Genomic DNA, 12,508 nt, shown 5'->3' with positions numbered 1-12,508 from the left:
CGGTATTACCCGGTTAGTTCACCGCGCGTGTAATCACTGATTGCTTGCTGAATTTCGTCGGTGGTGTTCATAACGAACGGCCCATATTGTGCTATGGGCTCACCAATCGCCTTGCCGGCAACCAGCAGCGCACGCCCGGCCCCTTCCACGTCGATGGTATCACCCTTACTCAGTACGCCAAGCTCACCACTGGATAGCGCCGTGTTTTGCACACTGATTGCTCCTTCGAAACAGTAAATAAATGCAGTGTGATCTGTGGCTATGGGCAGTGAGACGCTACCATTGACCGTTACGTCCAGTAGCAAGGGCTTAACAGGAATATTTTTTACCGGCCCTTCAGTATTCGAAAAGCGCCCCGCCAGCACCCTGACCAATGAATTGCGTACAACAACTTCAGGTACATCCTGTGATGCAATGTCCTGATAGTCTGGCTCAGACATCTTGTGAGACGCAGGCACGTTGACCCATAACTGAAACCCTTTGAGCAGACCGTCTGTTTGCTGTGGCAATTCCTCATGAATGATCCCTCTGCCCGCGTTCATCCACTGGATCCCACCAGGCTCAATGACGCCGTCATTGCCCACCGAATCACGGTGACGCATTTTACCAGCCAGCATATAGGTCACGGTCTGAAAGCCGCGATGCGGATGACTGGGAAAGCCAGCCAGATACTCTGACGGTGAGTCTGAGCCAAAGTAGTCCAGCATCAGAAACGGATCAAGCCGTGGCAGTGCCTGTTGTCCAAGGATCCTCGACAGTGACACGCCCGCACCATCCTGGGTATCAACGCCGCGTACTTTTCTGGTTATTTCTCGCCTCATCTATGCCCCTCGCCTGTGTGGCTCATCCAAGCCCAGTTCGGGTCCCGCAGGGATAACCTGAGTAGGATTTATCATAGTATGGCTGTAGTAATAATGACGTTTGATATGATCAAAATTAACGGTCCCGGCAATACCTGGATACTGATAAAGTTCCCGCAGATAACCATACAGGTTTGGGTAATCCGCAATACGACGGATGTTGCACTTAAAGTGGCCGTGATAGACCGCATCAAAACGCACCAGCGTGGTGAATAAACGCCAGTCGGCCTCCGTCAGCGTATCACCGGCCAGATAACGCTGTTCACTGAGTCTGACTTCCAGACTGTCCAGAGCATGAAACAGGGCCGATACGGCTTCTTCGTAGGCTTGTTGCGTGGTGGCAAAACCGGCCTTATACACCCCATTATTGATGTTGTGGTAAACCAGTTCATTCACCGCCTCGATATCATTGCGCAGCGCCTGCGGATAAAAATCCTGTTTATCGCCAGTGAGCGAATTAAATGCGCTGTTAAACATGCGGATAATCTCAGCAGACTCGTTGTTCACGATTTGCTGAGTGTGGGTGTCCCATAATACCGGCACGGTCACACGTGTGGTGACGTCAGGCTTTGCCCTGGTGTAGATATCGCGCATGTAGTCAGCGCCATACAGTTTATCTCCCGTAGCGCCCGGATAGTCACCGAACTCCCAGCCATTTTCCAGCATTTCAGGGTGCATCACTGACACATCAATGTGCGGCTCCAGTCCTTTCAGTTTGCGAAAAATGAGCGCGCGATGTGCCCAGGGACAGGCCAGAGACACGTACAAGTGATAGCGCCCTGACGCAACTGGAAACTCGCTGTCTTCATCCTCGCTGACCCAGCTTCTGAATTGTGACGCCTGACGCTCAAATTTACCGCCTGTGCTGTCCGTGTCGTACCACTTGTCCTGCCATTTACCCTCGACCAGTAAGCCCATTATTTTCTCCTGTTGCTGTCTGACACCTGTGCGTTACAGGTAATATTGTCAGTTGAACATATCTGGAGTAAAACGTAGTACACAAAGATTCGGATTGATTAACCGTTAAAAGCGAATATTACAAAAGACGATCGACCACGGTACGCGCGATGGGGATAGCACTGGTCGCGGCCGGGGACGGTGCATTACCTACGTGCAGTACGCGCTGGGTCTGAACAAAATGAAAGTCCTGCATCAGTTCTCCGTTACGACTTACAGCTTGCGCACGAATACCGCTGCGGTATGGCGTAAAGTCGTCGACGGTGACAGCCGGACAGTAGCGCTGTATTCTGCTGGCATAGGCGTGTTTACTCAAACTGGTGATAAGCTCACTGACCACGGCCCGTTTAAACCGCCATAAAAGCGGATACAGCCCCCGAACTCGCAGTATTCTGCCCAGCTCTGCCAGCGACGTGTCGAGACAGGTGTAAGCTTCGCGCCCTGCTGCCAGCACGGCATTAGGACCAACGGTGGTGTAACCGCCAATCATACGGGTAAGGTGTACGCCTAAGAAAGGCATGGCAGGATCAGGCACCGGGTAAATCAGCCGTGAGCTCACCGCATCAAAGCGTGGCGACAGCCGGAAATACTCGCCCTTAAACGGCAGTATGGCAAAGTCACAGTCACCAAGCTGAGTACGAATAAGCTGATCGGCACGTACACCGGCACAACACACCAGTGCCTGACTTTTCACCCTGACCCGCCGTGCGTGTTGTTTTACCTCAAGCGTGACACTGTCAGCGCCTTCACTGATTGTCTCAACCTCCGCCCCGGTTGCCAGTGTAAACTGCCCTGTCGCCTTGCATGCACTAAGCATATGACGGGTAATGGCCGCATAATCGGTGATCCCTGTGTGACGTACATACACACCCTCAGTCCCTCTGATAGCAGGCTCATGGCTACGGATTTGCCTGGTACTCCAGCGCTCAGGCTGCAAATCATTGGCTTTACAGTTTGAATAAAGCGTATCAAGACGCTGCGCTTCGGTCTCATCCGTAGCCACAATCACTTTGCCGCACTGTTCAACGGGTAGCTGATGGTCTCTGCAATACGCCAGCGTGGTATCCAGCCCCTCCCTGCACAGGGTCGACTTCAGGGAGCCCGGCGGGTAGTACACGCCGGCATGCACTACGCCTGAGTTTCTGCCGGTCTGATGCGCCGCTGGGCGGTCAGCACGTTCCAGCATCAGCACATGATGATGAGGAAAGCGCGCAAGGTAATCCCTTGCCACTGCCGCGCCGATAATTCCGGCCCCAATAATGACCAGATCTGCCTGCGGGGTTGCGTTAAGTACTGCCATGACTGCGCTGTCTTTTTCTACGGATGATGCGGATAAGTCTATCATCACTCAGCGGGTTCTGACTTGCGTAGTCGCAAGACAGGGTTCACAAGCAATGGCCGGCATCCATGGCAACAAAGCCTGGCGCTACCGCTGCATATTCTCTTGAAAAATACTACCAGTCTGCGATCATTCGCGTCCTCAAACAGGCAGCAACCCTATTTCGGCAGGTACAATTCTGATGAGTGATAATCCCCGCTTTGGCGGCCTTACCCGTTTATACGGTTCCGAAAACACCACTCAACTGGCTGACAGTCATGTCGTTGTCGCCGGCATCGGCGGAGTGGGCACCTGGAGCGCTGAAGCACTTGCCCGCAGTGGCGTAGGTACTATTACGCTGATTGATCTGGATGATGTTTGCATTACCAATACCAACCGCCAAATTCATGCCTTAGCTGACACGATTGGCCGTCCTAAGGTAGAAGTAATGCGCGAACGGTTACTGGCGATCAACCCTGAGATAACCGTGCATGCCATTGAAGACTTTGTTACTCAGGATACGGTGGCGGCTTACCTGAACAGCCAGACAGACGCCGTTATTGATGCTACCGACAGCATTCGCGCCAAAGCAGCCATCATTGCGCACTGCAAACGCAACAAAACCCTGGTCGTGACAGTAGGCGGCGCCGGGGGCCAGATCGATCCTTCCCAGGTAACCCAAGGCGATCTCGCCAAAACCATTCAGGACCCATTGGCCGCTAAGCTACGCAGCGAGTTACGACGCAATTACGGTTTTAGCAAAAACCCGAAACGCCGCTTTGGCGTCACCTGTATTTATTCCACGGAGCAGCTCCGCTACCCCCAGCCAGATGGCAGCGTCTGCTTTAACAAGTCAGCGATGGAAGGCGGCACCCGGCTGGACTGTGCCGGCGGTTTTGGTGCCGTTGCCATGGTGACCGCAACCTTTGGCATGTTTGCTGCCGCCCACGTGGTAAACCGTCTCACCGGACAGAAATAGACTTTACCGGATAACTCACGCACAATAATTAAAAAAACGGAGAGCAGCATGAACGCGACAGACCTTGATACACTGATGCATGATACCGCACGCGACGCCGTGGATGTGGCCAGGCAGGAGTTCGACATTGCACTGGATTACTCAAAAGAGAGCGTTGCCAGAGTCGATGATATTCTCTTAGGTTTTCTGGACAGGTACCGCGATCAGGCACTGGAAGACTCTGCCGTCTTTACGTTGTGTAACGTATTTGGCGCCTATGTTGGCGAAGTGTTCAGAAACCATTTTGGCGGCGACTGGCACTACGATAAAAGCAACCCGGATGCGCCTCACGTGCTGCTTGAAATTGGCAACCGTTCGTATGCGTTTGCCGGCATTTGTTATGAGCGCCTGGTGAATGACAGTGACGTCAGCGTCAACGCCTATTTTCTGCACGCCGCCAGCCAGCACTCACAGTAGCAGGTTTCCGGTTATTCACGGGTGTGTTCAGGCACTTTCCAGTCTTCTGTCATCCAGCGCAGGTGACGGCTGCGAAACACACAGTAAATAAACGCCAGCAGCAGTGCCAGACGCGCACTGCTGTATGCTGAAAACGCCCAGTCCATTACATATTCGGTACGCAGTGCGACGCCGACACTCATCAGCAAGCCAGTCAATAACAGCGGACGCACCAGCACGACCCACCGTATCATCCCTCGTTTCCACAGTCGCGCACGCTGACTGATCAGCACGCCACCCGCTACCAGCGGCAGTGTTGCAAGCAGATTAACCCCCAGCATGCCACTGTCAGGGTAAAAAATTTCCAGTAACGTCTCAGTTTGCGAGCGTGAAGCCAGTGAAAACACCAGCAAAACCCAGTCAGCACAGGCTAGTCCTATCAGCCAGAACAGCCAGCGAGGCGGCAGGATCCGCCCACCTTCGTCGTAGCAGTGTAATGGCAGTTTTAACATGCAACGGCCCTATTGTGCTGGTCTGTAAACTGATAAAAACGCACTGAGACGTTATGAGATATGAAAGTTTGTAAATTAACCAAGAAAAACCCTGCTGATACCTGATTGCCCGCAGTCCACAGTGGCTGCAAACACTGCACAGTTTACGGAGATTTTATCGCGAACGCTACGCCGACCGAAAGCGCTTGGGGTGTCTCTGGAAACTGCTGCTATTAGCGACAAAATTCGTTATAATTCGCGCCCACTTTTATCGCCAGGCTGGCCGCTATGACTGTAGAACGCTTTTCGCCAAAACAAACGACCACATCGGACATTCCGGTAAAAACCCTTGAGGCAAACCGCTCCCCGGCACCTGCCAGCGGCAGCAGGATTGGGTTTGTCAGTCTTGGCTGCCCCAAAAACCTGGTAGATTCAGAGCGTATTCTTACGCAATTGCGTACTGAAGGTTACGATGTGGTGCCAACTTACCACGATGCCGACCTGGTCATTGTTAATACCTGCGGGTTTATTGATTCGGCCGTAGAAGAGTCGCTGGATACCATTGGCGAGGCCTTAAAAGAGAACGGCCGTGTCATTGTGACCGGCTGTCTTGGCGTAAAAGAAGACGAGATCCGTGAAGTACATCCGAATGTGCTGGCGATCACCGGGCCGCACGCTTACGAATCTGTGGTTGAGCAGGTCCATGAACATCTGCCTATGCCAGAGCACGATCCATTTCAGGATCTGGTACCGGACCATGGCATAAAACTGACGCCCCGGCACTTTGCTTACCTGAAGATCTCCGAAGGCTGCAATCACCGCTGTACATTTTGCATTATTCCGTCAATGCGTGGCGACCTGATCAGCCGTCCGATGGGAGAAATTCTGGATGAAGCTAAACGGCTTAAGGCCGCAGGCGTTAATGAACTGCTGGTGATTTCGCAGGATACCAGCGCCTACGGGGTGGATGTAAAACACCGCACTGGCTTCTGGAATGGCATGCCGGTAAAAACCAACCTGCAAACGCTGTGCGACAAGCTGGGCGAGCTGGGCATGTGGGTAAGACTGCATTATGTGTACCCCTACCCGCACGTTGATGATCTTATTCCACTGATGAATGAAGGAAAGATCCTGCCCTATCTGGATATTCCCCTTCAGCACGCCAGTAAACGCCTGCTAAAACTGATGAAACGTCCCGGCAGTGCAGAGCGCACACTGGAGCGGATCCGTAAATGGCGTGAGATATGTCCTCAACTCATCATTCGCTCTACCTTTATTGTCGGCTTCCCGGGTGAAACCGAAGAAGAGTTTGAAGAGTTGCTGCAGTTTTTGCGTGATGCACGGCTGGACCGTGTTGGCGCTTTTGCCTATTCACCGGTGGAAGGCGCAAAAGCCAATGAATTGCCGGACCCCGTGCCCGAAGACGTAAAACAACAACGTCTTGCTCGCTTTATGGAAGTCCAGGGCGAAATCAGCACGGCACGCTTAGAGGAACGCGTGGGTAATGAATATCAGATTGTTATCGACAGCGTAGACAGTGAAGGCGCAGTAGGCCGTACTTATGCGGACGCGCCGGAAGTAGATGGTCTGGTACATCTGAATGGTGTGTATGATGTCGCCCCCGGTCAGCGCGTGTGGGCCGAAGTTATCCACGCCAACGAGCATGATGTGTGGGCAGTACTGTCTGACGAACAGGACGAAGAAGAGGCCTCAGCGTAAGGGCAACAGACCGGTAAAAATCTAAACCCCGGACACCCAGCACTGACACCAATGAATCGTCATCCCGGCGCAAGCCGGGGTGTCCTTCAGGTATCTTAGTCTGGGACTGGCGAACCGTCTTTATTGAACTTTGCAATATCGGCGCCTGACGATTCCCATTCCTCGCGTTCCTTGTCCGTGGCTTTAGGCGAGAACCAGTCTACGTAGGCATAAAATATCCCTATCAATGGGGCTGTCCAGCATGCAAATGCTAAAGGGATATACAGTAAATTTTCTAAATTATTGCCAGAAATCCCCAACCCCAGGGCGGATATGACAAACGCACCGCCCGCATTCCACGGGATCAGCGGTGACATCAACGTGCCCCCCTCCTCGATGCCACGGGACAGGTTCAGTGTGGAATAGCCCATGCCGCGATACACAGGAGAAAACATTCTGCCGGGTAACGCCACCGACAGATACGGGTCGCCCGCTACCAGGTTGGTTGAAAACGCCGTGCCGACCGCGGCAGCCTGCGTTCCGGCAAACGACCTGGCTTTACTCTTTATTGAATTAATTATCGTTTTCAGGCAGCCCGTAGTTTCCAGTGCGCCTCCAAACGCCAGTGCAATTAGCACTAACGATATGGTCCACATCATGGACTGAATGCCCCCACGGTTAAGCAAATTGTCTATCTCACTGATATTGGTCTCAATGGTATAGCCGTTGTTTGCATAATCAAACACGGCCTGCAGGCTCTGTCCCTGCATTGCCATGGCGAAGGCACCGCCTACAAGAACGCCAACGAACAGGGATGGAAGTGGTGGAAACTTCTTAAGCGCAAGCCCCATAACAACCAGAGCGGGCAGCAACGCCCAGCCAGAGATTGTGAAGTTTTCGTCTAAGGCGGTGGTGATCCCTTCTATTTTTTCAAATGACACACTCTGAGCATCGATCACAAAATAGCCAACGCCAATATAAATGAGAAACGCGATCAGCATGGCAGGAATGGTGGTGGCCATCATATTCTGGATGTGAGAAAAGACATCTGTGCCTGTCACCGCGGGCGCCAGATTGGTCGTATCAGACAGTGGCGATACCTTGTCACCGAAAAACGCACCCGACACCACCGCTCCGGCCGTCCAGTACATGGGAATATCAAAACCCTCACCGATGCCCATCAATGCCAGACCAACCGTACCGACACTTCCCCAGCTTGTGCCAAGCGAGACTGCTACTACAGCGCATATCACCATGCCCGCTGCCAGAAAGATCTCAGGTGATAAGGTTTTTAACCCATAATAAATAATGGTCGGGACTGTCCCGCTGGCAATCCATATTCCGATAATCATACCAACGACAATCAGTACGCTAACGGATGGCAATGCCACATGAATAACTTTGAAAATACCGGCCCGGATCGCTTCCCATGTCAGCCCCAGATAAGCCCCTACACAGCTCGTCAGCGCCACGCCTATCGCCAGCGGAATATGAGGTTCAAACACGCCGAAGTAAAATATCTGTGTCCCTAAAATAATAAGCGACAGTACAACTGGCGTCAGTGCCAGTAACAGACCTGGTGTAGCATGCTGTTCTTCTTTCATACAACTTCCCGGTATTTGAAGCGTGTGATATGACTACACCTTACCTGGCGTCATGCCAGGAACAGTGACCATCACGAACGATGATTTTCCCTAAAAACAAGGAGATAGTACGGGCCGTCGTGTGAAAAGGATCGGCGACAATACGGTGTTATGGGCATTGCGAGATAGCGACATTTTAAAAAATAGCCACCGATGTGAAAAAAACTAAAATGTATGAAGACATATTTCCTCCCGCCCAAGGCCATTTCAGGAGGAACAATCAGCCTGTTAGTTCAAACACACGCCAGGACAATGCGCCGAATACTTATCAACGCCTGGCCTTCGAATATTATCGGAACAGACCTGGAAGCAGATGCAGACGCTGTGGCCATTGACGCGCCTGAAAGTATTCATCAAGGAGTAGCTGTTGCAAACAGATAGCGATTACAGAGCAGGCTGTGGTGTAAGACACTTGCCTGTACGTCGTTGTGTATCACTGCGTCCCATCAGGGCGACGGGGTGAATACACTTACTCTGTCACTGGTTTCATTTGCGCCAGCCTTCGCAGCGCCGCCAATGATCCAGATCCTGTCTTCAAGCGCGACAGCGCCGAGGCCATGACGGGGCACAGGCATAGAGGAAACTGACTGCCAGGATTGTTCGCCGGTATCATAAGCCCATACCGTCGGGTACACACCACCGCCGTTATTAAAATACTCACCACCAAAGACATAGATGACACCGTCGAGTGCAGCGCACGCCAGACCACCCTGTGGCTGTGGCAGCGGTTCACCCTGCTGCCAGTTATTCGTCCGGGCGTCATAGATATCGTGCTGACTACTGTTACCACCGTTCACTGTGCGGCCTCCTATTACATGCCACTTCCCGTTTACCAGTGCACTGCAGGCACTGTTACGTGCTTTGGGCAATGGTGTCCGTTGTTGCCAGCTATTGCTTTGTGGGTCATATACACCGTGCCAGTTGGTATCGGTACTGTCCGCCCACTGACCATTTTGCTGCGTGGGTGTTCTTCCACCTGCCACATGCAGCTTGCCGTCAATTACCGCCGTGACCGTCTCAGACAGCGGCACCGGCATCGAGGCGCGCGTTTGCCAGCCGTCATCTGTCAGCATCAGCACATCGGCGGTATTGGCCCACTGACCACGTTCATTAGTAACAAAACCGCCAATGGCATACAGCGAGTTATTGAGCGATACGACAAACGGGTGATGACGGGGTTCGGGGAGTGCTGGCAGCGCTTGCCAGTTCTTATTACCCAACTGCCAGACTTTGTCCGTGATGGTGAGGCCTTCAGCGTGCCCGCTCAGCCCGCCGGCCACCACCAGCTTGCCCTGCCACAATGCCGGATAGATCTCCTGCACCGGTGCGGGCAGCGCCGGACCATCACGCCAGCTGGCTGATACCGCTGTGGCAAAGAGCAGCGACGCGAGAAAGGTGCCGCGGATTGCTAACGACACTACCACGGCAATGCCTGCCCGTTTGAGTGCACAAACTGCCCGGCATTTTCAAGTGTGAGTTCGTCGATACGCGCGGCCAGTCTGGTTGCTGCCGTATCAGCGTCAATATCACCGGCATTGTTAACCATTTCGGTCTGCACAAAGCCAGGGTGGAAAATGCCTACCGCAATGCCACGGTGACCTAAATCGGTGGCCATGGATACCGCCGCCGCATTTAAAGCCGCCTTGGACATACGATAGCCATAATAGCCGCCTGATCCATTATCTTCCATGGAGCCCATACGGCTGGTAATCATTGCGACTTTTGCGTTACCGGCTAATGAAGGCAGCAGTGCCTGGGTAACCAGCAAAGGTCCGAGCGCATTTACCCTGAACTGATAATCAATGGTGTTGGGCTCCCAGTCATCAATGGTTTCTTTGCCCAATACCCCGGCATTGTTAATCAGTAAATCAATGCTGACATCAGTTAGTGGCTTGAGGGCATCTTTTAACGAGTCCGGCTGGGAGACATCCACGCCGTTTATCACTCTGGCACCAAGGCCATTGAGCTCGTCACAACTGTTGCGACACAGTGCAAACACGTTTACGCCCTGCGACAGATAATGGCGTACGAACGCCAGACCAATCCCGCGATTGGCACCTGTTATGACAACATTCATGCGTTACTCCCGATTTAGCTATTCAGCGATAACAAATGAAACAATGAAAATGACGCCGGTCAGCCCGGCTAATGGTAACAACTTACCGGTCCGCCATAACCGCTAACAGATGCGCCAGATCATCCGGTGTGTCCACCCCCATCGGCGGCGCTTTCGCGGCCAGGGCACAATATATCTTATCGCCATACCACAGCGCCCGTAACTGCTCCAGCGACTCAAGCTGCTCAAGTACAGACGGTGTATAATTCACATACTGACGTACATACCTTGCACGGTAGGCATAAAGGCCAATGTGCCTGTGATAGTGCTGTGGATCGGCGTCAGTGGGATGCGCCACCATGCGCTCCCGCTCAAACGGAATGGATGACCGGGAAAAATACAGCGCTTCATTATTTTTGTTGAGCACAACCTTCACAACATTCGGGTTGGTAACATCGGCGACTGACTGAATTTGCGTCGCCAGCGTGGCCATGGCAATGTCCTGACGGTCGTTAAGTGCCTGAGCGACCTGCCTGATATTTTCAGGTGGTACAAACGGCTCATCGCCCTGCACATTAACTACAATCTGCTCATCATCAATGTTTTGATCAGCAAGCACCTGGGCAATACGCTCGGTACCCGACTGATGATCGGGAGACGTCATGCAGACGTCGACAAACCCAGCTGCAACGTTGGCAATGCGGTCATCATCGGTTGCTACGATCACTCTGCCCGCACCGGCTTCTCTGGCACGTTCTGTCGCATGCTGAATCATCGGTTTACCATGAATATCAGCCAGCGGCTTTCCCGGAAACCGGCTTGAGCCAAAGCGTGCGGGAATAACTGCAATAAAATCCATAACTGCTACCTTGTCGCGTCTACCTCATCCACAGACAGTGTGGTGGCCTTACTTTCAATTAACACCGGGATCCCATCGCGAATGGGATAAGCCAGCCGGTCAAAGCGGCAAATCAGGCTCTGGTCGTCGTGATTAAGTACCAGTTTGCCTTTACAGACCGGACAGGCGAGTACCTCTAGTAATTTTTTGTCAAAGCTCATTTTATCGTCCTTTGTGGCTGGCGTTCTCTAATACCGATGCGATATGTGTGTAAAAATCCGTCGGCAGTGCAGCCGTCACCGGCAGAAACCAGCAGTCATCATGGGCAAGCGCGGTGACCTTTACCGCATCTTTTTCCGTCATGATCACCCTGCCCTGAGGAATATCCTCCCGGCTGAAAACATGGTGATCATTAAAACGTATCTGTTCGTCTGCTGCCAGCCCCATTGTCTCGAGCTGACGAAAGAAGCGATCAGGATTACCGATACCAGCCAGTGCTGTAACAGGCTCAGAATGCAGTTCCGATACCGGTGCTGTCTGCTGCGGGTATTTCACATTGATGGCGCGGCCAGCTTCAAGGTGCATACTCACCTGCATACTGGTTATCTGCGGTAAGTACGGCCCCTCATCTCTGGCGGTATTGTGTACCACCGCATCCACCTTGTTCAGCCGCCAGCGGCCCTCGCGCAATGGCCCCATGGGTAGCAGATGGCCACTGCCCCAGCGCCGTTCATCCATTACTACAACTTCTGCGTCCCTGGCCAGCGCATAGTGCTGCAGGCCATCATCGCAAATAATGATATCGCATTGCAGTGAATCCACTAAAAACCGCGCGCCTCGAGCGCGTTTGGGGTCAATGACCACCGGCACACCAGTGCGGGTGGCCATTAACAGCGGCTCATCTCCCACATCGCGGGCGTCATCGCCAGGCAGCACCTGACGCGGAAACGTCGAATTATTGCCGCCATAGCCGCGACTGAGAATTCCAACACGACGGCCTTTTTCACGAAAGTGGCTGGCCAGCGCAATAACCAGCGGCGTTTTACCGTTTCCCCCCACGCTGATATTGCCCACCACAATAACATCGGCCGTCACGCTGGTGACCGGTATTATGTTTAGCCGGTAAGCCAGTCGCCGCGCCGCAGAGAGCAGCGCAAACAGCATAGAAAGAGGCCATAGCAGCCACAGCAATGGGTGGCCCTGGTACCAGCGCTGACTTAAAGACGCCATGCG

Annotated in this window: 13 protein-coding genes; 3 read left to right on the top strand and 10 right to left on the bottom strand. The window is 53.0% G+C overall.

Features of this window, described 5'->3' with window-relative positions:
* Window positions 1-5 precede the first annotated feature (5 nt).
* The 3 genes from IE054_RS11130 to lhgD form a co-directional block, all read right to left on the bottom strand.
* Window positions 6-821, bottom strand: a complete 816-nt coding sequence (locus IE054_RS11130; protein WP_189406448.1) for a pirin family protein — start codon at window positions 819-821, stop codon at window positions 6-8.
* Complete coding sequence (locus IE054_RS11125) at window positions 822-1,778, bottom strand: glutathione S-transferase family protein (RefSeq protein ID WP_189406447.1); 957 nt, start codon at window positions 1,776-1,778, stop codon at window positions 822-824.
* Window positions 1,779-1,896: 118 nt separating this feature from the next.
* Window positions 1,897-3,117: an L-2-hydroxyglutarate dehydrogenase gene (lhgD, locus tag IE054_RS11120; protein WP_189406446.1), complete on the bottom strand. Its 1,221-nt coding sequence runs from the start codon at window positions 3,115-3,117 to the stop codon at window positions 1,897-1,899.
* A gap of 220 nt (window positions 3,118-3,337) precedes the next feature.
* Between lhgD and tcdA the strand changes: the two genes are divergently transcribed.
* On the top strand, window positions 3,338-4,114 hold the full coding sequence (gene tcdA, locus IE054_RS11115) for a tRNA cyclic N6-threonylcarbamoyladenosine(37) synthase TcdA (protein ID WP_189406444.1): 777 nt from the start codon (window positions 3,338-3,340) through the stop codon (window positions 4,112-4,114).
* A gap of 48 nt (window positions 4,115-4,162) precedes the next feature.
* The gene (locus IE054_RS11110; RefSeq protein WP_189406443.1) at window positions 4,163-4,570 is read left to right on the top strand and encodes a hypothetical protein; all 408 of its coding nucleotides are present in this window, start codon (window positions 4,163-4,165) and stop codon (window positions 4,568-4,570) included.
* A gap of 11 nt (window positions 4,571-4,581) precedes the next feature.
* Here the strand turns inward: IE054_RS11110 and IE054_RS11105 are convergent, their stop codons facing one another.
* Window positions 4,582-5,061, bottom strand: a complete 480-nt coding sequence (locus tag IE054_RS11105; RefSeq protein ID WP_189406442.1) for a DUF2919 family protein — start codon at window positions 5,059-5,061, stop codon at window positions 4,582-4,584.
* Window positions 5,062-5,328: 267 nt separating this feature from the next.
* Here IE054_RS11105 and rimO point away from each other — a divergent pair, with 267 nt between their 5' ends.
* A complete protein-coding gene (gene rimO, locus IE054_RS11100; protein WP_189406440.1) occupies window positions 5,329-6,759 on the top strand; it encodes a 30S ribosomal protein S12 methylthiotransferase RimO in 1,431 nt (476 codons plus the stop codon).
* Window positions 6,760-6,854: 95 nt separating this feature from the next.
* On the opposite strand, the gene nhaC is transcribed toward rimO, so the two are convergent.
* The 6 genes from nhaC to lpxK all read right to left on the bottom strand — a co-directional run bounded on the left by nhaC (window position 6,855) and on the right by lpxK (window position 12,505).
* On the bottom strand, window positions 6,855-8,342 hold the full coding sequence (gene nhaC / locus IE054_RS11095) for a Na+/H+ antiporter NhaC (RefSeq protein WP_189406439.1): 1,488 nt from the start codon (window positions 8,340-8,342) through the stop codon (window positions 6,855-6,857).
* Window positions 8,343-8,827: 485 nt separating this feature from the next.
* The gene (locus IE054_RS11090; RefSeq protein WP_229805103.1) at window positions 8,828-9,805 is read right to left on the bottom strand and encodes a Kelch repeat-containing protein; all 978 of its coding nucleotides are present in this window, start codon (window positions 9,803-9,805) and stop codon (window positions 8,828-8,830) included.
* Entirely contained in the window at window positions 9,799-10,458 is a 660-nt protein-coding gene (locus IE054_RS11085) for an SDR family oxidoreductase (RefSeq protein WP_189406436.1), read from the bottom strand. The genes IE054_RS11090 and IE054_RS11085 overlap by 7 nt, the downstream gene beginning before the upstream one ends.
* 82 nt (window positions 10,459-10,540) lie before the next feature.
* Window positions 10,541-11,296 carry a 3-deoxy-manno-octulosonate cytidylyltransferase gene (gene kdsB / locus IE054_RS11080; protein WP_189406434.1) on the bottom strand — a complete coding sequence of 252 codons (756 nt, stop codon included), beginning with the start codon at window positions 11,294-11,296 and terminating at the stop codon, window positions 10,541-10,543.
* Window positions 11,297-11,301: 5 nt separating this feature from the next.
* A complete protein-coding gene (locus IE054_RS11075) occupies window positions 11,302-11,496 on the bottom strand; it encodes a Trm112 family protein (RefSeq protein ID WP_189406432.1) in 195 nt (64 codons plus the stop codon).
* Window position 11,497: 1 nt separating this feature from the next.
* The gene (gene lpxK / locus IE054_RS11070) at window positions 11,498-12,505 is read right to left on the bottom strand and encodes a tetraacyldisaccharide 4'-kinase (RefSeq protein WP_189406431.1); all 1,008 of its coding nucleotides are present in this window, start codon (window positions 12,503-12,505) and stop codon (window positions 11,498-11,500) included.
* Between the last annotated feature and the right edge of the window lie 3 nt (window positions 12,506-12,508).

Origin of the sequence: Alteromonas halophila, from assembly GCF_014651815.1 — a bacterium.
Lineage (GTDB): Bacteria > Pseudomonadota > Gammaproteobacteria > Enterobacterales > Alteromonadaceae > Alteromonas > Alteromonas halophila.
This window is presented reverse-complemented; position numbering and strand designations above follow the sequence as displayed.